Source organism: Stenotrophomonas maltophilia (assembly GCF_001274595.1).
GTDB lineage: Bacteria > Pseudomonadota > Gammaproteobacteria > Xanthomonadales > Xanthomonadaceae > Stenotrophomonas > Stenotrophomonas forensis.
Genome location: NZ_CP011010.1, coordinates 2,219,659 through 2,242,432, shown reverse-complemented (window position 1 = coordinate 2,242,432; position 22,774 = coordinate 2,219,659). Strand labels below are relative to the sequence as shown.

Below are 22,774 nucleotides of genomic sequence, written 5' to 3'. Positions count from 1 at the left end.
CAACTGACCGGTGTGCAGCGCGCGGCGGTACTGCTGCTGTCCCTGGGTGAGCTGGACGCGGCCGAGGTGCTGCGCCACATGGAACCCAAGGAAGTGCAGAAGATCGGCATCGCCATGGCCACCATGACCGATATCACCCGCGAGCAGGTGGAACGGGTGATGGACCAGTTCGGCCAGGAGCTGGGCTCGAAGACCTCGCTGGGCGTGGGCTCGGACGACTACATCCGCAACATGCTGGTGCAGGCGCTGGGCAGCGAAAAGGCCGGCAACCTGATCGACCGCATCCTGCTCGGCCGCAACACCACCGGCCTGGATGCGCTGAAGTGGATGGACCCGCGTGCGGTGGCCGACCTGGTGCGCAACGAGCACCCGCAGATCATCGCCATCGTGATGGCCCACCTCGAAACCGACCAGGCTGCCGATGCGCTGAAGCTGCTGCCCGACCGTACCCGCGTGGACGTGCTGCTGCGCATTGCCACCCTCGACGGTATTCCGCCGAACGCGCTGAATGAACTCAACGAGATCATGGAGCGCCAGTTCGCCGGCAACCAGAACCTGAAGTCGTCCAACATCGGCGGCGTGCAGTGCGCGGCCAACATCCTGAACTTCATGGACAGCGGCCAGGACCAGGCGATCCTGGGCGAGATCGCCCGTATCGACGCGCCGCTGAGCAACCGCATCCAGGACCTGATGTTCGTGTTCGACGACCTGGTCGACCTGGACGATCGCGAAATGCAGCTGGTGCTGCGCGAAGTGAGCGGCGAGCGCCTGGGCCTGGCCCTGCGCGGTGCCGACATCAAGGTGCGCGACAAGATCACCCGCAACATGTCGCAGCGCGCGGCGGAAATCCTGCTGGAAGACATGGAGGCCCGTGGCCCGGTGCGCCTGTCCGACGTGGAAGGCGCGCAGCGCGAGATCCTGGCCATCGTCAAGCGCATGGCCGATGAAGGCACTGTCACCATCGGTGGCAGCGCGGAGGCCATGCTGTGAGCAACGTCGTGCGCTGGCTTGCCCCGGACCTGCTGGCCCAGCCCGAACCGGCGCGGGCCCAGGAGGATGTGTTCGAACTCACCGAGCCGGACCCGGAACACGAACCGGAACCGCCGCTGCAGCTGCCGACCCTGGAGGAAATCCAGGCGATCCAGGACAGCGCCGAGAAGGAAGGCTTCCAGCACGGCCATACCGAAGGCTATGGCCAGGGCCAGGCCGAGGTGCGTCGCCTCGCCGCGCAGATCGAGGGCATCCTCGACAACTTCAGCCGGCCGCTGGTGCGGCTGGAGAACGAAGTGGTCGGCGCGCTGGGCGAGCTGGCGGTGCGTATCGCCGGTGCGCTGGTCGGTCGTGCCTACGAGGCCGAGCCGGCGCTGCTCGCGCAGCTGGTCGGTGAAGCGATCGATGCCGTGGGTGGAAGCACCCGCGAGGTGGAAGTCCGCCTGCACCCGGACGACATCGCCGCCCTCGCCCCGCTGTTGAACCTGTCGCCGCAGCAGCGCCTGGTACCGGATACCAGCCTCAGTCGTGGCGACCTGCGCGTGCACGCCGAAGCCGTGCGCATCGACGGCACCCTGGAAGCGCGCCTGCGCGGTGCGCTGGATGCGGTGATCCGCCAGACCGGAGCAACCGCATGAGCCCGGAATCGCAAGCCGCGCCACAACCGGCAGCGCAGCCGGCCGACTGGGCCGTGGCCCGCAACCTGCGCCTGGCCAGCCGTCTCGACGGCCTGCGCGTGGACACCGCGCATGGTCGCGGGCTGATCCGCGAAGGCGTGCTGCGCCGCGCGGTCGGGCTGACCCTGGAAGCGGTCGGCTGCGAGGCGCCACTGGGCGCCAGCTGCAAGGTCGAAGTGGTCGATGGCGGCTGGGTCGATGCCGAAGTGGTCGGCTTTGCCGGCGAACGTACCTACCTGATGCCCAGTGCCGAACTGCACGGCCTGCTGCCCAACGCGCGGGTGGTGCCCTCGGCGCGCCGTGGCGGCGTGGAAGTGGGCGAAGGCCTGCTCGGCCGCGTGATCGACAGCGACGGCGTACCGCTGGACGGCAAGGGCCCGATCCGCGCCGAAGGGCATGTCGGCATGGCCGGCGTGTCGATCAATCCGCTGGCGCGCGAACCGATCACCCAGCCGTTGGACGTCGGCGTGCGCGCGATCAATGCGCTGCTGCCGATTGGCCGCGGCCAGCGTGTCGGCCTGTTCGCTGGCTCCGGCGTCGGCAAGTCGACGCTGCTGGGCATGATGACCCGCTACACCGCCGCCGACGTGATCGTGGTTGGCCTGATCGGCGAGCGCGGCCGCGAAGTGCGCGATTTCGTCGAGACCACGCTGGGCGAGGAAGGCCTGCGCCGCGCGGTGGTGGTCGCCAGCCCCGCCGATCGGCCGCCGCTGGCACGCCTGCACGGCGCCTACCGCGCCACCGCCATCGCCGAGTGGTTCCGCGACCAGGGCTTGAACGTGCTGCTGCTGATGGACTCGCTGACCCGCTTCGCGCAGGCGCAGCGCGAGATCGGCCTGTCGGTGGGCGAACCACCAACCACCCGCGGCTACCCGCCGTCGGTGTTCGCCAAGCTGCCAGCGCTGGTTGAACGCGCGGGCAACGGTGCCAAGGGCCGCGGCTCGATCACCGCGTTCTACACGGTGCTGACCGAGGGCGACGATCCGCAGGATCCGATCGCCGATGCGGCGCGCGCGATCCTCGACGGCCACATCCTGCTGTCGCGCCGCGTCGCCGACAGTGGCCTGTACCCGGCCATCGACGTCGAATCGTCGGTCAGCCGCGTGGTCACGGAAATCGCCGACGAGCCGTGGCGCCTGCGCATCCGCAAGCTGAAGCGGCTGGTGTCGGCCTACTCGGCCAACCGCGACCTGATCGCCATCGGTGCCTATCAGCGCGGCAACGACGCCGCGACCGACGAAGCCCTGGAACGTTGGCCGGAAATCATGGAGTTCCTCGGCCAGGACGTTGCCAAGGCCGCAGATCTCCCGCACAGCCAGGCGGCGCTGCAGCGCCTGGTGGAACAAGAGAGCTAAGCCATGAACCAGTCCAAGCGCATCGATCCCCTGCTCAAGCGGGCCCAGGAACACGAGGACGCGGTGGCCCGCGATCTCGCCGAACGCCAGCGCGTGCTCGATACCCATCTATCGCGACTGGACGAACTGCGCCGTTATGCCGAGGAGTACGCCAACGCCCAGATGGCGGCGACCAGCCCGGCGCAACTGCTCAACCGTCGCGCCTTCCTCGACCGCCTCGACAGCGCGGTGGAGCAGCAGCAGCGCACCGTGGATGGCAACCGCGAGAAAGTGGAAGCCGAGCGGGCACGACTGATCCTGGCCAGCCGCGACAAGGCCGTACTGGAGCAGCTGGCCGCCAGCTACCGCGCGCAGGAGAAAGTGGTGACCGACCGCCGCGACCAGCGCGAAATGGATGACATCGGCGCGCGCCGGGCGCGGCTGGTGCAGGCCGAAGACCAGGACGGTGCCGAGCAGGGAGGCCGCGCGTGATGCCCGCTCCACTCAGCGGCAGCGCCAGCGCCCAGCCGCAGGGCTCCGGCAATGGTGCCGCGCGTACCCCGCGCAGCGACAGCAACAAGGAATTCAGCCAGCTGCTGCACGGAGGCGCGCCGGCTGCCGATGCGCCCCCCCCCCGGGCGTCGAGCACGCCGACACCCACCACCCCGCAGGGTCCAGCGTCGGACAGCAGAGGTCAGGCCGGCAGCGAGCGCAACCCGGACACCGCCGCCGCACCCGAGGACACCGCGACCGTGGTGCCTGCAGTACCGGCCAAGCCGCTTGCCGAGAAGGACGCATCGGCAGCGACCGAGGAGGCGCCCTGGCCGCCGCTGGGCCTTGCCGGGCTGGTGCTGGCGGTACCGCTCCCCGCCGATCCTGCCGCCGCTGCCCTGCCCGCCCCCGCAGTGACGGCCACCGACGCAGACGGCGTTGCCCTGCCTGCCACAGCTGCACAATCGGCCGCTGCGGTTGTACCGGCCGCTGCCACGCCGGCTGCCGCCGCCACCGAGGGCAAGGCCAACGCCGCGTCCGGCACCGAGCAGGCGACCACGCTGCCATTGCCTGAGATGCTGCTGCCCGGGAAACGCAGCGAGCGTAGCGAAGACGGCGACGCGCCCCTGATCGGCGAGCGCACCGCGGCGCCCCTGCTGCACGCCCCGGCCAACGCCGCGGTGCAGGACCTGAAGGCCGCACTCGCTGCTGGCAACGCGATCTTCAACGGCGAGCCGACGCCGAAGCCGGTGCTCGGTGATGATGGCTTCGACCAGGCCATCGGCGCGCGGCTGGGCTGGCTGGCTGACCAGAAGATCGGCCACGCCCACATCCGGCTGAGCCCGGATGACATGGGCCCGGTCGATGTGCGCCTGCAGTTGAACGGCGACAAGGTGCATGCCAGCTTCAGCAGCCCGCATGTGGACGTGCGCCAGGCCCTGGAAAACAGCCTGCCGCGCCTGCGCGAGCTGCTCGGCGAGCAGGGCTTCCAGCTGGCCCACGCCGATGTCGGCCACCAGGCCCCCGGTGGTGACGGCAATGCGTCGGGACCATCCGGTGGCGCCTGGCTGGCCGGTGACGGAGAACCGACGCCGGGCGACGCCAGCGTCTCCCCCGCCCAGTTGATCCGCCAGCGCGGGTTGCTGGACGCCTACGCCTGACAGGCGTGCCAACCAAGGTTGGCACCCACCGACACAGGTATCCGACGGAATTCCGTCGCACCCCTCCACCCGCCCTTCGGCACGCCCCTTGCATATCCCGGTGAAGCAACCCTCAGGAGCTTCACCCCGTGGCCGCAGCCGCTGAAAAAACCAAGAAGACCGCCGAGAAGGACAAGACCGCCAAGCCGCGTAGTCCGATCCTGATCACCGCACTGGTGGCCGTACTGGCCGCCGCAGCCGCCGGTGGTGGCGTCTGGTTCTTCACCCAGTCCAAGCACGAAGAGAAGGCCGCGCAGGCGCCGAAGAAGACCACCACGCCCGCCCCCGCCCAGTACTTCGCGCTGGACCCGGCCTTCGTGGTCAACCTCAACGGCCCGGTCGACGGCCCGCGCTACCTGCAGCTGGAAGTGCAGCTGATGACCCGCGACCCGGCCGCGCTGGAGGCGATCAAGACCCACGCCCCGGCCATCCGGGCGCGCCTGCTGATGCTGTTCTCGCAGGTCAGCCCCGACCAGATCGCCGATATCGCCGGCAAGCAGAAGCTGCAGGCCGCCTCGCTCGCCGAAGTGCAGAAGGTGCTCAAGGCCGAGACCGGCAGCAACGGCGCCGATGATCTGCTGTTCACCAGCTTCGTGACCCAGTAAGGGCCCACCGATGAATGACCTGCTGTCCCAGGACGAGATCGATGCCCTGCTCCACGGCGTGGACAGTGGCGCGGTCGAGACCGATCCGGAACCGCCGTCAGGCGAGGCGCGTTCGTACGACTTCGCCAGCCAGGACCGCATCATCCGCGGTCGCATGCCGACCCTGGAAATGGTCCACGAGCGCTTCGCGCGCCTGTGGCGGATCGGCCTGTTCAACCTGATCCGCCGCTCGGCCGAGCTGTCGGTGCGCGGCATCGAGCTGATCAAGTTCAACGACTACATGCACTCGCTGTATGTGCCGACCAACCTGAACCTGATCCGCTTCAAGCCACTGCGCGGTACCGGCCTGATCGTGTTCGAGCCCACCCTGGTGTTCGCCATCGTCGACAACTTCTTCGGCGGCGACGGGCGCTACCCGACGCGCATCGAGGGCCGCGAGTTCACCGCCACCGAAATGCGGGTGATCCACCTGCTGCTGAAGCAGACCTTCGCCGACCTGCGCGAGGCCTGGGCACCGGTGATGGACGTCGACTTCGAGTACATCAACTCGGAGATCAACCCGCACTTCGCCAACATCGTGACCCCGCGCGAATACGTGGTGGTGTGCCGCCTGCACGTGGAACTGGACGGCGGCGGCGGCGACATCCACGTCACCCTGCCGTACTCGATGCTGGAGCCGATCCGCGAACTGCTCGACGCGGGCATCCAGAGCGACCGCAACGACCGCGACGAGAGCTGGGGCCAGACCCTGCGCGAGCAGCTCAACATCGCCGAGGTGACGCTGTCCAGCGTGCTGGCCAGCAAGCGCATGACCCTGCGCGACCTGACCCGGCTGAAGGTTGGTGATGTGCTGCCGATCGAGCTGAATCCGCAGGTGCCGCTGTGCGTGGAGAACATCCCGGTGTTCACCGGCGAGTTCGGCATCGCCAACGGCATGAACGCCGTGAAGATCACCGCTACCCATCCGCCGGGCACCCGTCCGCGCGTACCCGTCATCCAGGAAGACCCGCAATGAACGATATCGACGCCCTCGAACCGACCCCGGCCCAGTTCAGCAGCCTGCAGGCCGATGAGGCGAACGGTCCCGACCTGAACCTGGACGTGATCCTCGACGTGCCGGTGACCCTGTCGCTGGAAGTCGGTCGCGCCCGCCTGCCGATCCGCAACCTGCTGCAGCTCAACCAGGGCTCGGTGGTGGAACTGGAACGCGGCGCCGGCGAATCGCTGGATGTGTTCGTCAACGGCACCCTGATCGCCCACGGCGAAGTGGTGGTGATCAATGACCGCTTCGGCGTGCGCCTGACCGACGTGGTCAGCCCGAGCGAGCGGATCCGGAGACTGCGTTGAGCCTCCTGGCCTCCACCCTGCTGGCGGTCGGCAAGACCGCCGCGCCGATTGGCCCGCAGGTCGGCCAGCACGCGGCCGCCGCACCGAGCCTGTTCGGTGCGGTGCTGGCGCTGCTGGCGGTGCTGGCCCTGGTCATCGGCCTGGGCTGGCTGCTCAAGCGCCTGCCCGGCAGCGGCTTCCGCCCGGCCGAAGGCATGAAGCTGGTGGCCAGCCTGAGCGTCGGTGCCAAGGAACGCGTGGTGGTGGTGGAGGTCAACGGCCAGCAGCTGCTGCTGGGCGTGACCGCCGGTGGCATCAATACCCTGCACACCCTGCCCGAACCGCTGCCGCCGCCGGCACCGGTGCGCGTGCCGGATTTCAAGAACCTGCCGAATTTCGCCCAGCTGCTGCAGCAGCGGCTGCGCAAGGACCCCTGACATGCGTGTCACCCGTACCCGTGTTGCCACCCTGATGCCGTGGCTGCTGTTGCTTGCCCTGTGCCTGTTGCCGGCACTGGCGTTCGCCGCGCCCGGCGCGCCGACCACGCCGCTGCCGGACATCAACGTCGGCAAGATCGGCGGTGCGCCGGTCAGCCTGCCGCTGCAGACCCTGCTGCTGATGACGGCGATCACCCTGATCCCGTCGATGCTGCTGGTGCTGACCTCGTTCACCCGCATCATCATCGTGCTGGGCCTGCTGCGCCAGGCACTGGGCACCGGGCAGACGCCGTCCAACCAGGTGCTGCTGGGGCTGGCCCTGTTCCTCACCGCGATGGTGATGATGCCGACCTGGGACAAGGCCTGGAGTGCCGGCATGGCGCCCTACCTCAACGGCGAGATCGACTTCCAGACCGCGTGGACGCTGACCACCACGCCACTGCGTGGCTTCATGCTGGCGCAGATCCGCGAGACCGACCTGATGACCTTCGCCGGCATCGCCGGGCACGGTACCTATGCCAGCCCCGACGCGATCCCGTTCCCGGTGCTGGTGGCCTCGTTCGTCACCAGCGAGCTGAAGACCGCCTTCGAGATCGGCTTCCTGATCTTCATCCCGTTCGTGATCATCGACCTGGTCGTGGCCAGCGTGCTGATGTCGATGGGCATGATGATGCTGTCGCCGATGCTGGTGTCGGCCCCGTTCAAGATCCTGCTGTTCGTGCTGGTGGATGGCTGGGTGCTGACCGTGGGCACCTTGGCGGCAAGCTTCAATCCGGCCTGATATCCCTCGTAAAGCGCAGTCGAGCATGGCTCGACTCTACATAAGCAGATGGAACCCGAATGTCCCCCGAACTTGCCTTGACCGAACTGCGTGGCGGCCTGATCACCGTGTTGTGGGTGGCCGGCCCGCTGCTGCTTACCGTGCTGGTGGTGGGCGTGGTGGTCGGTGTCGTGCAGGCCGCGACCCAGTTGAACGAACCGACCATCGCCTTCGTCGCCAAGGCGGCGGCACTGACAGCCGTGCTGTTCGCACTGGGCAGCCTGCTGATCGGCCACCTGGTTGAATTCACCACGCTGCTGTTCCAGCGCATTCCGCACCTGATCGGCTAGGACGCGCAACTCGATGGATGCCGCTACCCAGATGGCCGCCGACGGCCTGCAGGCCTTCGGCATGATCGGCACCGTGCTGTGGACCATGCTGCGCATCGGTGCGGTGGCCATGGCGATGCCGATGGTTGGAACCCGCGCAGTACCGGCGCGGGTCCGCGTGGTGCTGGCCGGCACCCTGGCCATCGCGCTGGCGCCACTGTTGCCGCCCGTACCCGAGTGGACCGGCTTCGATGCCGCCACCGTGCTGACCATCGCCCGTGAACTGGCGATCGGCGTGGCCATCGGCTTCCTGCTGCGGCTGGTGTTCGAGGCCGGCGCGATGGCCGGCGAACTGATCGCCCAGGGCACCGGCCTGGCCTTCGCGCAGATGAGCGACCCATTGCGCGGCGGCACCTCGGGCGTGATCGGCCAGTGGTTCTACCTGCTGTTCGGCCTGCTGTTCTTCACTGCCAACGGCCACCTGGCCTTGATCTCGCTGGTGGTGGACAGCTACCGGGCGCTGCCGATCGGCGCTCCGCTGCCGGACCCGCACGCGTTCTTCAGCATCGCCCCGACCTTCCTGCTGACCGTGCTGCGCGGCGCGCTGACCCTGGCGATTCCGCTGACAGTGGCAATGCTGGCGGTGAACCTGGCCTTCGGCGTGCTGGCCCGCGCCGCGCCGGCGCTGAACCCGATCCAGCTCGGCCTGCCGGTCTCGCTGCTGCTGGGCCTGTTCCTGCTGGCCCTGCTGGCCGGGGAAATGGGCCCGCCGGTACAGCGCCTGTTCGACGCCGCCTTCCAGGCTGCGGACGCGGTCACACGCTGACCCGATCATCACGTTTTGCCGCTTGCCCTTCCCCCGGGTCTGCGCGTTAGAGTGAATGCGTGGCGTCCAGGGGGGACGCCACGATCGGCCGGCGCTCCGCGCCAGCCCGCCTCATGCATGCCCCACCGTGGTTTCCGTCGACAGGCAGGTCCGGGAGACTGACGAATGCTGGTAGGCACGTACAACCCGTGGCTGGTGGCGATCTCGTTGCTGGTTGCCGTGATGGCCTCGTACACCGCGCTGGCGATGGCCGGGCGCACGGTCACCGCTCCCGGCAAGGGCGCGGCCTGGTGGTGGCGGCTCGGCGGCGGCTTCGCCATGGGCCTGGGCATCTGGTCGATGCACTTCATCGGCATGCTGGCCTTCAACCTGCCCATTCCGCTCGGCTACGACCTGCCGATCACCCTGCTTTCGCTCGCTCTGGCCATTGCCTCGTCAGTGTTCGCGCTGTGGCTGGTCTCGCTGCGCACCCTGCCGCATCCGCGGCTGGCCGGTGGTGCGCTGCTGATGGGCACCGGCATTGCTGGCATGCATTACGTTGGCATGGCCGCCATGCGCATGCGCCCGGGCATCGAATACGACCCCGGTTGGCTGCTGTTCTCGCTGATGGTGGCGGTCGCCGCCTCGTGGACCGCGCTGTACGTGGCATTCCGCCTGCGCGCGCAGCGCACGCGGGTGGGTGATCGGCTGGCCGCGGCCGGCCTGCTCGGGCTGGCCATCGTCGGCATGCACTACACCGGCATGGCCGCCGCACGCTTCCCGGAAGGCAGCATCTGCGGCGCGGCGGTGGGCGACGGGCTGCAGAGCGAATGGTTGGCGATGCTGGTGGTGGTGCTGACCGTGGCCATCCTGGCCGTCGTGCTGGTGGTGTCGTGGCTGGATCAGCGCGTGGAAGCGCAGCTGCTGCGCCTGCGCAATTCACTGCTGAGCACCTCGCTGACCGACGCCCAGCAGGAACTGACCCAGGCCGCGCTGCACGACCCCCTGACCCGCCTGCCCAACCGCCTGCTGCTGCAACGGCGCATCGTGCAGGCGCTGGCCGAGGCGGAACAGGGCGGCAACCGCTTCGCGGTGATGTTCATGGACCTGGACGGGTTCAAGCAGGTCAACGATGCCTATGGCCACCAGGCCGGTGATGCCCTGCTGGTGGCGGTGGCGGAGCGAACGCGCCAGCTGTTGCGGCCGCACGACATGCTGGCACGGCTGGGCGGCGATGAATTCGTGCTGGTGGTGCGCATCGAGCACGACGAGGACCTGCCGACCCTGGCCCGTCGCATCCTGCAGGCGGTGGGCAGCGGCCCGCTGCTGCCCGACAACGAACTGCAGGTGACAGCCAGCATCGGCGTGGCGATCTGCCCCGACCACGCCGCCAGCGAGCGCCAGCTGATGGCCTTCGCCGATGCGGCGATGTACCAGGCCAAGGAATCCGGGCGCAACGCCTTCGTGCTGTTCGCCGACTGGATGAACGACAGCGCCGAGCAGCAGTTCCGCCTGCTGGCCGACCTGCGCCGGGCGATCGGCAGCGATCAGCTGTTCCTGAACTACCAGCCGAAGATCCGCGTGGCCACGCAGAAGGTGGCCGGCGCCGAGGCGCTGATCCGCTGGCGCCATCCCGAGCATGGCCTGATTCCGCCGGATCGCTTCATCCGCCTGGCCGAACGCAGCGGCGCGATCAACGACATCGGCCGGTGGGCGCTGGACCAGGCCTGCCAGCAGCTGCGGCGCTGGCACGACGCCGGCCACGAAGGCTGGTCGATGTCGGTGAACCTGTCGCCGGTACAGTTCAGTTCGCCGCATCTGCTGCAGGACGTGCGCACGGTGATCGAACGCCACGCCATCGCGCCACGCCATCTGGTGCTGGAGATCACCGAGAGCACCGTGATGCGTGATACCGACACCAGCCTGCGCCTGCTGCAGGCGTTGTCGGCGCTCGGCGTCGGCATTTCCATCGACGACTTCGGCACCGGCTATTCCAGCCTGCTGTACCTGAAGCGGCTGCCGGCCACCGTGATCAAGATCGACCACGCCTTCGTGCGCGACCTGGAGCACAGCGCCGAGGACGTGGTGATCGTCTCGGCGATCGTGGCGCTGGGCCACGCGCTGGACATGGACATCGTGGCCGAAGGCGTGGAGACCGCGGCACAGCGCGCCTACCTGGAACGATTGGGCTGCGACTACCTGCAGGGCTACCTGCTGGGCCGCCCGGTGGATGCGGCGCGCTTCATGCAGCTGCATGACCTGCCCCGGCCGCGGGTGGAACTGGCGCAGAGCCCACCGACCCAGCACCCACCCGGGTAACTCCGGGCTGCGCGCCTGCGGGGTACGGCCTGGTGCTGCCCGCACCTGCCCTGGCAGGTGCCCATCCTGGTTGGCACCTGAACCCGTCACGGAACAGTTCTTGCACGCACCCCGGCATCCCCTGCCGCAGTGCCCGTGATGTCCGAGAACGAATCCGCCGGCGAAAAGACCGAACAACCCACCGAAAAGCGCCTGCGCGACGCCCGTGAACAGGGCAACCTGCCGCGCTCGCGCGAACTCGGCACGGCCGCCGTGTTCGGCGCCGGCGTGCTGGCGGTGATGGCCATGAGCGGCTCGATCGGCCGCGGCGCGACTGCCTGGATGAAGCATGCGCTCAGCCCGGAACAGAGCCTGCGGCAGAACCCCAAGGCACTGTTCGGCCACTTCGGCGACCTGCTGCTGCAGTTCATGCTGGTGATCGCGCCGCTGGTGCTGGTCTGCCTGCTGGCCAGCTTCGTTGCACCGCTGGTGATGGGCGGCCTGCGCTGGTCGCAGAAGGCATTGCTGCCCGACATCAACCGGCTGAACCCGATGAGCGGGCTCAAGCGCCTGTATGGCCCGGAGGCCATCGCCGAGTTCACCAAATCGCTGCTGCGCGTGGCCTTTGTCGGCGTGGCCGCCGGGCTGGTGGTGTGGACCGGCTTCGACACCCTGCGCGGGCTGATCCACCACCCGTTGGAGACTGCCATCACCGACGGCCTGGGCTTCACCCTGCGGCTGCTGCTGGCCACCGCCGGCGCGATGCTGGTACTGGCCGCCATCGATGCCCCGTACCAGCGCTGGAACTGGATGCGCAAGCTGAAGATGACCCGTGAAGAGCTGCGCCGGGAAATGAAGGAAAGCGAGGGCAGCCCGGAAGTGAAGGGGCGCATCCGCCAGCTGCAGCAACAGATGGCCAACCGCCGGATGATGGAAGCGGTCCCCACCGCCGACGTGGTGGTGGTCAACCCGACCCACTACGCGGTGGCCCTGAAGTACGAAGGCGGCGCCATGAACGCCCCCACCGTGGTCGCCCTGGGCGTGGACGAGACCGCCCTGCGCATCCGTGAAGTGGCCGACGGCAACAAGGTCGCGATTGTCTCTGCCCCGCCTTTGGCACGCGCCTTGTATCGGGAAGGCCAACTCGGAAAGGAAATCCCCGTGAGACTGTATTCGGCCGTCGCCCAGGTCCTGTCCTACGTCTACCAGCTGCGCTCCTGGCGCACTGGGCCGATGCCGGACGCCCCGCACATCCAGGTGGATGAATTCGGCAAGGGAGGCCGCCCGTGAGCGCCCAGCCCTCCTCCGGCTTCAACACCCGCCGCGCCCTGGAAATGATCCGCCAGGGACTTGGCGCGCCGCTGATCGTGCTGGCCCTGCTGGCCATGGTCGTGGTGCCGCTGGCCGCGCCGGTGCTCGATGCACTGTTCACCTTCAACATCGCCATCTCGCTGATGGTGCTGCTGGCGGTGGTCTACGTGAAGCGCCCGCTGGACTTCACCATCTTCCCGATCGTGCTGCTGATCACCACCATGCTGCGGCTGGCGCTGAACGTGGCCTCCACCCGCGTGATCCTGCTCAACGGCCAGAACGGCCATGACGCCGCGGGCAAGGTCATCGCCGCGTTCGGCGAGTTCGTGATCGGCGGCAACTACGCGGTCGGCATCGTGGTGTTCGCGATCCTGACCATCATCAACTTCGTGGTCATCACCAAGGGCGCCGGCCGCGTCTCGGAAGTGACCGCGCGCTTCATCCTGGACGCGATGCCCGGCAAGCAGATGGCCATCGACGCCGACCTCAACGCCGGATTGCTGACGCGTGAAGAGGCCAAGGCGCGCCGCGAGGAAGTCCGCGAGGAAGCGGACTTCTACGGCGCGATGGACGGTGCCAGCAAGTTCATCCGCGGCGATGCCATCGCCGGCATCCTGATCCTGTTCATCAACATGCTCGGCGGCCTGGCCGTGGGCGTGATGCAGCACGGCATGCCGTTCGGCCAGGCGGCCGCCACCTATACCCTGCTGTCGATCGGTGACGGCCTGGTGGCGCAGCTGCCGGCGCTGCTGGTGTCCAGTGCGGTGGCGATGCTGGTCACCCGCGCCTCGCGTTCGCAGGACATGGCCCAGGCCATGACCGGCCAGGTGTTCGGCCAGTACCGCGCGCTGGCGATCACCGCCGGCATCCTCGGCCTGGTCGGGCTGGTGCCGGGCATGCCCAACGTCGCTTTCCTGACGCTGGCGGCGATCCTCGGCTTCATCGCCTGGAAGCTGTACCGCAAGGAGAAGGCACCGGCAGCCAATGCGGCGGCCGCGGGCGGCGACGCGGCCGCGCTCAATGCACTGGGCCGCCCGGCCGCACCGGCACCGACCGCCGAACTGAGCTGGGACGAGCTGCGCCCGGTCGATCCGCTGGGCCTGGAAGTGGGCTACCGGCTGATCCCGCTGGTGGATGCCAACCAGGGCGGCGAGCTGATGGCGCGGATCAAGGGCGTGCGCCGCAAGCTGACCCAGGACGTCGGCTTCCTGATCCCCTCGGTACACATCCGCGACAACCTGGAACTGCCGGCCAACGGCTACCGCGTGCTGGTGCATGGCGTGCCGGTGGCCACCGCCGAGATCCATCCCGACCGCGAGCTGGCACTGGACCCGGGCAGCGCGCTGGGGGCACTGGAAGGCATCGCCGGCAAGGACCCCGCGTTCGGCCTGGATGCCACCTGGATCCAGCCGCACCAGCGTGCCCAGGCCGAAACGCTGGGCTACACGGTGGTCGATCCGGCCACGGTGGTCGCCACCCATCTGTCGCACCTGATCCGCGAGCACGCGCCGGAACTGCTCGGCCACGAGGAGGTGCAGCACCTGCTGGCCAACCTGGCCAAGAGCGCGCCCAAGCTCGTCGAAGATCTGACGCCGAAGGCGCTGCCGCTGTCGGCGGTGGTGCGCGTGCTGCAGAACCTGCTGGTGGAACGCATTCCGATCCGCCAGCTGCGCAAGATCGCCGAAGCGCTGGTCGAGCATGCGCCCAGCAGCCAGGACCCGGCCGTGCTGACCGCCGCGGTGCGCACTGCGCTGGGCCGCTTCATCGTGCAGGAGATCGCCGGAATGTCGGCGGAGCTGCCGGTGTTCACCCTCAACCCGCAATTGGAACGTGTCTTGCAGGAGTCCACGCAGGGCAACGGCGCCGCGCTGGAACCCGGACTCGCTGAGCGACTGCACCAGAGCCTGGCCGAATGTGTCAGCAAGCAGGAAGCCCGCAACGAGCCCGCGGTCGTGCTGGTACCCGGCCCGGTGCGCGCCGCGCTGGCCCGCCTGGTCCGCCACAGCGTTCCGTCGCTGTCGGTCCTGGCCTACAGCGAGGTGCCGGAAGACAAGCGCCTGAAGCTGGTCGGAACGATCAGCTGACGCCGCCCTTCGATGCGCCAGAAAACAGACACCACCTTCGAACCAACGCAACAGACAGACACCAAGGGGAACCCGCACCGTGCAGACCACCGACCACCCGAGTTCCCCGACCGCCACTCCGCCGTCTTCGTCCCGTGACCACAGCATGAAAATCAAACGATTCGTCGCCGCCGACATGCGCTCGGCCATGAACCTGGTGCGCAAGGAACATGGTCCTGACGCCGTGATCCTGTCCAACCGCCGGATCGAGGAAGGCATCGAGATCGTCGCCGCCGCCAACTACGACGAGAGCGCCGTGCAGCGTGCACTGGAAGCCTCGCGCCGCGACGTGGCCCCGCCGCCGGCGCCCAAGCCGCGTACCGCCGCCGATGCGGTGATCGCCGCCGTCACCCGCCGCCGCAGCAGCACCCCGGCACCGGAACCGGTGGCCGCCACCACCTCGGCCGTCGCTGCCCTCGCCCGTGCGGCCGTCGGCGCCACCGGCCGCACCCTGGACAGCGCCGACGAAATCGTGCCGACCCGCGGCAGCACCGGCTTCGCCGCCACGCTGGCACGCGCCGCCGTCAACGAACCGGCGCTGCCGGAACAGATCTTCGCCCCGTTCGCAGAAGCCATCGTCGCGCCGGCCCCCGCCGCCGCCGCACCGGCCAACCGCGCCCGCTTCCCGATCGACCCGCCGCACCAGGCGCATCACGAAAGCCCAACGCCGGCCGTACAGCCGCCGCCGCTGCCGACCGCTGCCGTGGCCGACGTGCAGCCCGGCATCGCCGCCAGCGAACCGACAACGGCGGACGCCAACGACGAAGCCAGCCCGGCCCCGGTGCTGGCCCCGGCCCCGACGCTGACGGTGGTCGCCCAGGACGATGCCGAGATCCGCCAGCTGCGTCACGAAGTGGCCGGCATGCGCCAGGTGATCGAGCGCGAGATGAACCGCTTCACCGACGAGCGCCTGCGCGGCTGCCCGGTACGCGCCACCGCGCTGGACCTGATGGACGAATACGGCTTCGACGCCGGCCTGGCCCGCGACGTGGCCATGCAGATCCCGCTGGAGACCGAAGCGCACCGTGGCCGCGGCCTGATGCTGGGGCTGATCTCGCGCAAGCTGCCGATCGCTCCGGTCGACCCGCTGGAAGAAGGCGGCGTGATCGCCCTGGTCGGCCCGACCGGCGCCGGCAAGACCACCACCATCGCCAAGCTGGCCTCGCGCTTCGCCGAGAAGCACGCCCCGCGTGACGTCGCCCTGGTGACCACCGACACCACCCGCATCGGCGCCCGCGAGCAGTTGTACGGCTACGGCCGCCAGCTCGGCATCGCCGTGCACGAGGCCAACAGCGGCACCGACCTGGACCAGCTGCTGGAACGCCTGAAGGACTACAAGCTGGTGCTGATCGACACCGCAGGCCTGGGCCCGCGCGACCGTGCACTGGCCGCCCAGCTGCAGTGGCTGCGCGCCGCCCGCCAGGTCCGCACCCTGCTGGTGCTGCCAGCCAACACCAGCTTCGGCGACATGGACGAGGTGGTCCGGCGCTTCGGCGCCGCCAACCTGCAGGGGCTGGTACTGAGCAAGCTGGACGAGACCGGCCGCTTCGGCAACGCCCTGTCGGTGGCCGTCGACCACGCCCTGCCGATCACCTGGGTGACCGATGGCCAGGACGTTCCGGAGGACCTGCACCGGGCCAGCGCAGCCAATCTTGTACTTCGCCTTGAAGATTTGCGCCGAGCGGCCGATATGCCCTGCAACCCGGAGTTGAACCATGCCGTCGCGTGAGTACGCCAAGCTGACCAAGACCTTCCCGCTGTCGGCCACCCGCAGCGAGCCGCTCGGCCCTGTGCGCACCATTGCCGTCACCGGCGGCAAGGGCGGCGTGGGCAAGACCAACGTCTCGGCCAACCTGGCCGTGGCACTGGCCGGCATGGGCAAACGCACGCTGCTGCTGGACGCCGACCTCGGCCTGGCCAACATCGACGTGATCCTGGGGCTGAACCCCACCTTCACGCTGGCCGACCTGGTCGCCGGCCGCTGCTCGCTGGAAGACGTCATCGTCGAAGGCCCGAACGGCGTGCTGGTGGTCCCGGCCGCGTCCGGCCGCCGCCACATGGCCGAGCTGGCCCCGGCCGAGCATGTCGGCCTGGTCAACGTGTTCTCCGAACTGGAACGCGAGCTGGACATCATGGTGGTGGACACCGCCGCCGGCATCACCGACGGCGTGCTGACCTTCTGCCAGGCCGCGCAGGACACCGTGGTGGTGGTCTGCGACGAGCCGGCCTCGATCACCGACGCCTACGCACTGATCAAGGTGCTGTCGCGCGAACGCGGCGTGGACCGCATCCAGGTGGTGGCCAACATGGTGCGCGACCCCAACGAAGGCCGCGTGCTGTACGAGAAGCTGACCCGCGTCTGCGAGAAATTCCTCGCCGATGTCTCGCTGAACTACCTGGGCTGCGTGCCGCAGGATGACTGGCTGCGCCTGTCGGTGCAGCGCCAGCAGCCGGTGGTGAAGGCCTACCCGTCCAGCCCGGCGGCGCTGGCGATCACCGAGATCGCCCGCCGCACCGCACGCTGGCAGGCGCCGACCGAACCGCGCGGCGGCGTCGAGTTCTTCCTCGAACGCATCCTCAAGCAACGTGGGGTGGCGGCATGAAAGGCGCAGCCCAGTACCGGGAGGTCCAGCGCTCGGCCGCCAACGAGGTGATCGCCCAGCACTCGGACCTGGTGCGGCGCATCGCCCACCACCTTGCCGCGCGCCTGCCGGCCAGCGTCGAAGTCGACGACCTGATCCAGGCCGGCATGATGGGCCTGATCGAAGCCTCGCGCAGCTACGACGCCGACCAGGGCGCCTCGTTCGAGACCTATGCCTCGATCCGCATCCGCGGTTCGATGATCGATGAGATCCGGCGGGGCGACTGGGTGCCGCGCTCGGTGCACCGCCGCGCCCGCGACGCCGCCGCCACCATCCGCCGGCTCGAACAGAGCAGTGGCCGTGCCGCCAGCGCCACCGAAGTGGCGGCCGCAATGGAGATGCCGCTGCCCGAGTACCTGCGGCTGATGGAAGATGCCGCACGCGGCCAGGTGCTGAGCCTGGAGTCGCGCATCGAGGACCAGGGCGAGCTGGACACCGTAGCGCAGGGCGGCCCGACCCCCCAGCAGGTGCTGGAGCGCGGCGAGTTCGGCCGCGAGCTGGGCAAGGCCATCGGCCATCTGCCCGAGCGCGAACAGCTGGTGCTCTCGCTCTATTACGAGCAGGAACTGAACCTGAAGGAGATCGGCGCGGTGCTCGGCGTGAGCGAGTCGCGGGTCTGCCAGATCCACGGCCAGGCCGTGCTGCGGCTGCGTGGCCGGCTGAAAATCTTCGAGGCGGCGGACGCCGGCCTGGAAGAATGAACATCCCCGAGGCGGCTGCCCCCGGCCGCCCGGAATGAACAACAAAGGAACTCTGCTTTGAACAAGAACATGCGCATCCTGATCGTCGACGACTTCTCGACCATGCGTCGAATCGTCAAGAACCTGCTGGGCGATCTGGGCTTCACCAATACCGCCGAAGCCGAGGACGGGCATGCTGCGCTGTCGCTGCTGCAGAGCCAGCCGTTCGATTTCGTGGTCACCGACTGGAACATGCCGGTGATGACCGGCATCGAGCTGCTCAAGGCGATCCGTGCCGATGCCAAGCTGAAGACCCTGCCGGTGCTGATGGTCACCGCCGAAGCCAAGCGCGAGCAGATCATCGAAGCCGCCCAGAGCGGCGTGAACGGCTACATCATCAAGCCGTTCACCGCGCAGACCCTGGAAGAAAAGCTGGGCAAGATCTTCGAACGCCTGGCGGCCAGCGCCTGATGGACACCACGGTCGACAAGAACGCCCTCGCCCTGCGCCTGCAGGAAGCCCTGGACGCACTGGAGTCCGGTGACGAGGCCGCCTGGCGGCAGCGCATCGACGGACTGGTCGCGCTGCGCACGCAGCCGATGATGAGCGGCCTTTCGCGGCTGGCCCGCGAACTGGGACAGGCGCTGGGTGAACTGCCGACCGTACCCAGCGAAGCCGGTGAGCTGGATGACGCCTGCGCGCGCCTGGACCACGTGGTGGCAATGACCGAACAGGCCACGCACCGCACCCTCGACCTGGCCGAGGAATGCCGCAGCCTGACCGAACAACTACGCGCCGAAGGCCTGCAGCCGGGCCAGGACGCGCAGCTTGAGCGCATCCGCCACAACCTCACCGAGATCGCCCTGACCCAGAGCTACCAGGACCTGACCGGGCAGATCATCCGTCGCGTGGTCGGCATCGTTCGCCGCGTGCACGAAGGCTTCGGCGCGCTCGGCCTGCCGCCGGAACAGCATCGCACCGACCCGGAACTGGCCGGGCCGGCACTGAAGGGACTGGACCGCCACGCGGTCTCGCAGAACGACGCCGACGACCTGTTGTCGGATCTGGGGCTGTAAGCATGAGCGCGGTATCCGACGACATCACTGCCGATTTCATCATCGAGGCCCAGGAAATCCTGGATCGGCTGGGCGAACAGCTGGTGTCGCTGGAGCAGGCACCGCAGGACAGCGAGCAGCTCAATGCGGTGTTCCGCGGCTACCACACGCTCAAGGGCGGCGCCGGCTTCCTCGGCGTCACCGCCATGGTCGAGCTGTGCCACGCTGCCGAAGAAGCCCTCGGCATCGCGCGCGCTGGCCAGGCCGTGTTGCAGGCCCATCACTTCGACGCGGCCCAGCAATCGCTGGATTACCTGCAGTCGATGCTCGATGCAGTGTCTTCCGGCACCGAACCGGGCTACGCCCCGCCGGAGCTGATCGCACAATTCGACATGCACGGCGGCGGAACCGTGGCCCCCACCGCCTCGGCACCCGCTGCCGGCGGCGGCGACCTGATCACCGAAGACGAATTCGAGGCCCTGCTCGACCAGCTGCACGGCGGCAACGCGCCCACTGCGGTGGCGCCAGCGAAGAAAGCCGACGACGGCCTGATCAGCGAGGACGAGTTCGAAGCCCTGCTCGACCAGCTGCACGGTGGTGCGGCCCCCGGCAGCAAAGCGGTCGCCGCCGCACCGATTGCTCCGCCGCCGGCACCCCGCCCTGCTGCGCCCACCCCGCCCGCCAAGCCGGCCGCCAAGCCGCTGGCCGAGGCCGAGCACACCGTGCGCGTGGACACCAAGCGCCTGGATGCGATCGTCAACCTGATCGGCGAACTGGTGCTGTCACGCAACCGGCTGAAGACGCTGCGCGCACGCCTGCGCGACGAAGAGCTGGACCGCGCGGTCTCCACCCTGGACATCGCCACGGCCCGCCTGCAGTCGGCAGTGATGCGTACCCGCATGCAGCCGGTCGGCAAGGTGTTCTCGCGTTTCCCCAAGGTGGCCCGCGATGTCGCCCGCTCGCTGAAGAAGGAAGTGGACCTGGAGCTGATCGGCGCCGAGACCGAGCTCGACCGCAACCTGGTCGAGGCCCTGGCCGACCCGCTGGTGCACCTGGTCCGCAACGCCATCGACCATGGCGTGGAAATGCCCGACCTGCGCGAAGCGCAGGGCAAGCCGCGGATGGGCCATGTGCGGCTGTCGGCCCAGCAGGAAGGCGACTATGTCAGCATCGAGGTGCAGGACGATGGCGCCGGCATCGATCCGGAAAAGCTGCGTGCGAAGGCACGCGAGAAGGGCCTGATCGATCCGGAAGCCGCCGCCCGCCTGAGCAGTGAGGAATGCCTGCACCTGGTGTTCCTGCCCGGCTTCTCGACCAAGCAGCAGGTCACCGATATCTCCGGCCGTGGCGTCGGCATGGACGTGGTGCAGTCGCGCATCCGCGAACTGAGCGGCCAGATCCAGATCCAGTCGGAACTGGGCCGTGGCAGCCGCTTCCTGATCCGCGTGCCGCTGACCCTGGCGATCCTGCCGACCCTGCTGGTGCAGGCCGGCGAGGACGTCTACGCGCTGCCGCTGGCGCGCGTGATGGAAGTGCTGCATGCGCCGCGCACCTCGCTGGGCTGGTTCGATGGCCGTGCCGTGCTCGACCGGCGCTCGCATACCCTGCCGCTGGTCGATCTGCGCCAGTGGCTGGATGTGACGCCGGCCGCCTCGACCCTGCTGACCATCGTGGTACTGCAGGCTGGCGAGGCCCGCTTCGGCCTGGTCGTGGACCAGGTGCGCGGGCGCGAGGAAGTGGTGATCAAGCCGCTGCCCAAAGCCCTGCGCGGCCTGCGCGGTTACGCCGGTGCAACCTTGATCGGCGATGGTCGCATGGCGCTGATCCTGGATGTGGATGGCCTGCGATGAACCCCGCCGGGCCCTGCCCGGCGGCCCGAAAACTGTGACTACCGTCTGTACGCGATCTCCCGGTGTCTCAAGTCCCATTCATACACGCCGATACCGGAACCATGGATAGACTCAGCCTCATTGGACTCTTTCTCGCCCTGGCCTCGCTGGTCGGTGGCAGCATCCTCAAGGGCGCCGGCCTGGCGTCGTTGTGGTCGCCTGCGGCGTTCGTGATCGTCATCGTCGGCACCATCGCCGCGATCCTGCTGCACACCTCGCCGGCAGTGTTCAAGCACGCGTTCAAGATCGTGCGCTGGGTCGTGCGTCCGCCGCACAGCGACCGCCGCGAGCTGATCCAGCAGATCGTCGAGTGGAGCAACATCGCCCGCCGCCAGGGCCTGCTGGGCCTGGAATCGCAGGTGGAAGCACAGCAGGACCCGTTCCTGCGCAAGGGCCTGCAGCTGCTGGTGGACGGCGTCGAACCGGAGTCGATGCGGCACATGCTGGAAATCGAACTGGGCAGCCAGGAACACCAGGACCAGGCCGGCGCCAAGGTGTTCGAGGCGATGGGCATCTATGCGCCGACGCTCGGCATCATCGGTGCCGTGCTGGGCCTGATCGCGGTGATGAAGAACCTGGCCGATCCGAGCAAGCTCGGCCACGGCATCGCCGCCGCGTTCACCGCCACCATCTACGGCATCGCCTCGGCCAACCTGCTGTTCCTGCCGATCGCCGCCAAGCTCAAGAGTGTGATCTCGCACAACACCCGCGACCGCGAAATGGTCATCGAAGGCCTGATCTCGATCGCACAGGGCGAGAACCCGCGCAACATCGAAACCAACCTCTCCGGCTTCCTGCACTGACATGGCCCGCCGCAAGCACCACGAAGAGCACGCCAACCATGAAGCATGGGCGATCCCCTATGCCGACCTGATGACGCTGCTGCTCGCCTTCTTCGTGGTCATGTATGCGATTTCCTCGGTCAACGAGGGCAAGTACCGGATCATGGCCGATGCGCTCACCGATGCCTTCGGCGGTGCGCCGCGCACCATCAACCCGGTGCAGGTCGGCAACAAGCAGGTGCAGGGCGGCGGCTGGGACAGCCCGTCGGTGATCAAGTCCGGCACCAAGATCGGTCCATCCGCACCCGCCCCGTCGCATGACCCGACGCTGCTGCCATCGATGGCCTCGCAGATGCGCATGCCGGTATCGGTGCACAACCAGGAACAGATCGCGCGCGCCGAGCGCCAGCTCAACAGCATCGCCGACCGCCTGACCGCCGCGCTGGCGCCACTGATCGACCGCGGCATGATCAGCGTGCGCCGCACCGAACTGTGGATCGAGGTCGAGATCAACAGTGACATCCTGTTCCCCACCGGCTCGGCCGCGCTGGACGTGCACGCACGGCAGACCCTGGCCAGCCTGGCCGACGTGCTGCGCGATGTGCCCAACAGCGTGCGCGTGGAAGGCCACACCGACAACGTGCCGATCGCCACCGCCACCTTCCCGTCCAACTGGGAACTGTCGGCCGGGCGCGCGGCCAGCGTGGTGCACCTGTTCGCCGACCAGGGCGTGCAGCCGTCACGACTGGCGATGGTCGGCTACGGCCAGTTCCGCCCGCGCGAAGAGAACGACAGCGCGCAGGGCCGCAACCGCAACCGCCGGGTGATGGTCATCATCCTGGCAGACACCTCGCACTCGGTCGATCCGCTCGGGCAGCGCCTGAACGCTGCCACCGGCGCCGTCGACAACAGCGCCACCGAACAAGCCGCCGCAACTCCGGCTACCGCCCCCACCTCCCCCATCGCACCGGTGAAGTTGCCGCCGGTGCCGGCTGGCAGCCGCGTCGGCGCCGCCGTTCCCCCGGCAATGAAGGAGTAAA

Annotated in this window: 23 protein-coding genes; all 23 read left to right on the top strand. The window is 68.7% G+C overall.

The genetic code is table 11. The features are described 5' to 3' along the window. The first annotated feature begins 3 nt into the window (after nt 1–3). The 23 genes from fliG to motD all read left to right on the top strand — a co-directional run bounded on the left by fliG (nt 4) and on the right by motD (nt 22,773). Nucleotides 4–990: a flagellar motor switch protein FliG gene (gene fliG / locus VN11_RS10365; RefSeq protein WP_024958226.1), complete on the top strand. Its 987-nt coding sequence runs from the start codon at nt 4–6 to the stop codon at nt 988–990. Then, nucleotides 987–1,628 carry a FliH/SctL family protein gene (locus tag VN11_RS10360; protein WP_049456082.1) on the top strand — a complete coding sequence of 214 codons (642 nt, stop codon included), beginning with the start codon at nt 987–989 and terminating at the stop codon, nt 1,626–1,628. The genes fliG and VN11_RS10360 overlap by 4 nt, the downstream gene beginning before the upstream one ends. Next, complete coding sequence (locus tag VN11_RS10355) at nt 1,625–3,022, top strand: FliI/YscN family ATPase (protein WP_049456083.1); 1,398 nt, start codon at nt 1,625–1,627, stop codon at nt 3,020–3,022. Before VN11_RS10360 ends, VN11_RS10355 begins: the two co-directional genes overlap by 4 nt. Before the next feature lie 3 nt (nt 3,023–3,025). Beyond that, the gene (gene fliJ, locus VN11_RS10350; protein WP_006443420.1) at nt 3,026–3,493 is read left to right on the top strand and encodes a flagellar export protein FliJ; all 468 of its coding nucleotides are present in this window, start codon (nt 3,026–3,028) and stop codon (nt 3,491–3,493) included. Next, complete coding sequence (locus VN11_RS10345; RefSeq protein WP_053449672.1) at nt 3,493–4,653, top strand: flagellar hook-length control protein FliK; 1,161 nt, start codon at nt 3,493–3,495, stop codon at nt 4,651–4,653. The genes fliJ and VN11_RS10345 overlap by 1 nt, the downstream gene beginning before the upstream one ends. 128 nt (nt 4,654–4,781) lie before the next feature. After that, nucleotides 4,782–5,297 (top strand): flagellar basal body-associated FliL family protein, encoded by a 516-nt coding sequence (locus VN11_RS10340; protein WP_053449671.1) that lies wholly within the window; start codon nt 4,782–4,784, stop codon nt 5,295–5,297. A 10-nt stretch (nt 5,298–5,307) separates the two neighbouring features. Continuing rightward, nucleotides 5,308–6,312, top strand: coding sequence for a flagellar motor switch protein FliM (gene fliM, locus VN11_RS10335; protein ID WP_008267348.1), 1,005 nt, complete (start codon nt 5,308–5,310; stop codon nt 6,310–6,312). Continuing rightward, on the top strand, nt 6,309–6,644 hold the full coding sequence (fliN, locus tag VN11_RS10330) for a flagellar motor switch protein FliN (protein ID WP_005409543.1): 336 nt from the start codon (nt 6,309–6,311) through the stop codon (nt 6,642–6,644). The genes fliM and fliN overlap by 4 nt, the downstream gene beginning before the upstream one ends. After that, the gene (gene fliO, locus VN11_RS10325; protein WP_008266130.1) at nt 6,641–7,060 is read left to right on the top strand and encodes a flagellar biosynthetic protein FliO; all 420 of its coding nucleotides are present in this window, start codon (nt 6,641–6,643) and stop codon (nt 7,058–7,060) included. The genes fliN and fliO overlap by 4 nt, the downstream gene beginning before the upstream one ends. A 1-nt stretch (nt 7,061) precedes the next feature. Next, entirely contained in the window at nt 7,062–7,841 is a 780-nt protein-coding gene (gene fliP, locus VN11_RS10320; RefSeq protein ID WP_049456087.1) for a flagellar type III secretion system pore protein FliP, read from the top strand. A gap of 59 nt (nt 7,842–7,900) precedes the next feature. Then, on the top strand, nt 7,901–8,170 hold the full coding sequence (locus tag VN11_RS10315) for a flagellar biosynthetic protein FliQ (protein ID WP_005413254.1): 270 nt from the start codon (nt 7,901–7,903) through the stop codon (nt 8,168–8,170). Nucleotides 8,171–8,183: 13 nt separating this feature from the next. After that, nucleotides 8,184–8,975 (top strand): flagellar biosynthetic protein FliR, encoded by a 792-nt coding sequence (gene fliR, locus VN11_RS10310; RefSeq protein ID WP_008267295.1) that lies wholly within the window; start codon nt 8,184–8,186, stop codon nt 8,973–8,975. Between the two features lie 165 nt (nt 8,976–9,140). After that, a complete protein-coding gene (locus VN11_RS10305) occupies nt 9,141–11,273 on the top strand; it encodes a putative bifunctional diguanylate cyclase/phosphodiesterase (RefSeq protein ID WP_053449670.1) in 2,133 nt (710 codons plus the stop codon). A gap of 138 nt (nt 11,274–11,411) precedes the next feature. Next, a complete protein-coding gene (gene flhB, locus VN11_RS10300; protein WP_053449669.1) occupies nt 11,412–12,542 on the top strand; it encodes a flagellar biosynthesis protein FlhB in 1,131 nt (376 codons plus the stop codon). Between the two features lie 44 nt (nt 12,543–12,586). Continuing rightward, on the top strand, nt 12,587–14,647 hold the full coding sequence (gene flhA / locus VN11_RS10295; protein WP_180878096.1) for a flagellar biosynthesis protein FlhA: 2,061 nt from the start codon (nt 12,587–12,589) through the stop codon (nt 14,645–14,647). 145 nt (nt 14,648–14,792) lie between these two features. Beyond that, a complete protein-coding gene (flhF, locus tag VN11_RS10290; RefSeq protein ID WP_053449668.1) occupies nt 14,793–16,415 on the top strand; it encodes a flagellar biosynthesis protein FlhF in 1,623 nt (540 codons plus the stop codon). Next, nucleotides 16,402–17,289, top strand: a complete 888-nt coding sequence (locus VN11_RS10285) for a MinD/ParA family ATP-binding protein (RefSeq protein WP_008267550.1) — start codon at nt 16,402–16,404, stop codon at nt 17,287–17,289. The genes flhF and VN11_RS10285 overlap by 14 nt, the downstream gene beginning before the upstream one ends. Next, nucleotides 17,286–18,029, top strand: coding sequence for an RNA polymerase sigma factor FliA (locus VN11_RS10280; RefSeq protein ID WP_005413248.1), 744 nt, complete (start codon nt 17,286–17,288; stop codon nt 18,027–18,029). The genes VN11_RS10285 and VN11_RS10280 overlap by 4 nt, the downstream gene beginning before the upstream one ends. A 57-nt stretch (nt 18,030–18,086) precedes the next feature. Next, complete coding sequence (cheY, locus tag VN11_RS10275) at nt 18,087–18,479, top strand: chemotaxis response regulator CheY (protein WP_006365466.1); 393 nt, start codon at nt 18,087–18,089, stop codon at nt 18,477–18,479. Then, the gene (locus tag VN11_RS10270) at nt 18,479–19,084 is read left to right on the top strand and encodes a protein phosphatase CheZ (RefSeq protein ID WP_006442968.1); all 606 of its coding nucleotides are present in this window, start codon (nt 18,479–18,481) and stop codon (nt 19,082–19,084) included. The genes cheY and VN11_RS10270 overlap by 1 nt, the downstream gene beginning before the upstream one ends. A gap of 2 nt (nt 19,085–19,086) precedes the next feature. Next, nucleotides 19,087–20,913 (top strand): chemotaxis protein CheA, encoded by a 1,827-nt coding sequence (locus VN11_RS10265; RefSeq protein ID WP_049456093.1) that lies wholly within the window; start codon nt 19,087–19,089, stop codon nt 20,911–20,913. 101 nt (nt 20,914–21,014) lie between these two features. Then, nucleotides 21,015–21,755: a flagellar motor protein gene (locus VN11_RS10260; protein ID WP_006442919.1), complete on the top strand. Its 741-nt coding sequence runs from the start codon at nt 21,015–21,017 to the stop codon at nt 21,753–21,755. Nucleotide 21,756: 1 nt separating this feature from the next. Further along, nucleotides 21,757–22,773: a flagellar motor protein MotD gene (gene motD, locus VN11_RS10255; protein WP_053449667.1), complete on the top strand. Its 1,017-nt coding sequence runs from the start codon at nt 21,757–21,759 to the stop codon at nt 22,771–22,773. Nucleotide 22,774 lies beyond the last annotated feature (1 nt).

Excerpts from the sequence above, each read along its gene's own strand:
- fliJ (WP_006443420.1), top strand. The coding sequence starts at position 3,026 with ATGAACCAGTCCAAGCGCATCGATCCCCTGCTCAAGCGGGCCCAGGAA.
- fliR (WP_008267295.1), top strand. The coding sequence starts at position 8,184 with ATGGATGCCGCTACCCAGATGGCCGCCGACGGCCTGCAGGCCTTCGGC.
- VN11_RS10355 (WP_049456083.1), top strand. The coding sequence starts at position 1,625 with ATGAGCCCGGAATCGCAAGCCGCGCCACAACCGGCAGCGCAGCCGGCC.
- flhF (WP_053449668.1), top strand. The coding sequence starts at position 14,793 with ATGAAAATCAAACGATTCGTCGCCGCCGACATGCGCTCGGCCATGAAC.
- VN11_RS10260 (WP_006442919.1), top strand. The coding sequence starts at position 21,015 with ATGGATAGACTCAGCCTCATTGGACTCTTTCTCGCCCTGGCCTCGCTG.
- VN11_RS10280 (WP_005413248.1), top strand. The coding sequence starts at position 17,286 with ATGAAAGGCGCAGCCCAGTACCGGGAGGTCCAGCGCTCGGCCGCCAAC.
- flhB (WP_053449669.1), top strand. The coding sequence starts at position 11,412 with ATGTCCGAGAACGAATCCGCCGGCGAAAAGACCGAACAACCCACCGAA.
- VN11_RS10345 (WP_053449672.1), top strand. The coding sequence starts at position 3,493 with ATGCCCGCTCCACTCAGCGGCAGCGCCAGCGCCCAGCCGCAGGGCTCC.
- VN11_RS10270 (WP_006442968.1), top strand. The coding sequence starts at position 18,479 with ATGGACACCACGGTCGACAAGAACGCCCTCGCCCTGCGCCTGCAGGAA.
- VN11_RS10285 (WP_008267550.1), top strand. The coding sequence starts at position 16,402 with ATGCCGTCGCGTGAGTACGCCAAGCTGACCAAGACCTTCCCGCTGTCG.
- VN11_RS10305 (WP_053449670.1), top strand. The coding sequence starts at position 9,141 with ATGCTGGTAGGCACGTACAACCCGTGGCTGGTGGCGATCTCGTTGCTG.
- flhA (WP_180878096.1), top strand. The coding sequence starts at position 12,587 with ATGATCCGCCAGGGACTTGGCGCGCCGCTGATCGTGCTGGCCCTGCTG.
- motD (WP_053449667.1), top strand. The coding sequence starts at position 21,757 with ATGGCCCGCCGCAAGCACCACGAAGAGCACGCCAACCATGAAGCATGG.
- fliM (WP_008267348.1), top strand. The coding sequence starts at position 5,308 with ATGAATGACCTGCTGTCCCAGGACGAGATCGATGCCCTGCTCCACGGC.
- VN11_RS10265 (WP_049456093.1), top strand. The coding sequence starts at position 19,087 with ATGAGCGCGGTATCCGACGACATCACTGCCGATTTCATCATCGAGGCC.
- fliP (WP_049456087.1), top strand. The coding sequence starts at position 7,062 with ATGCGTGTCACCCGTACCCGTGTTGCCACCCTGATGCCGTGGCTGCTG.
- VN11_RS10315 (WP_005413254.1), top strand. The coding sequence starts at position 7,901 with ATGTCCCCCGAACTTGCCTTGACCGAACTGCGTGGCGGCCTGATCACC.
- fliN (WP_005409543.1), top strand. The coding sequence starts at position 6,309 with ATGAACGATATCGACGCCCTCGAACCGACCCCGGCCCAGTTCAGCAGC.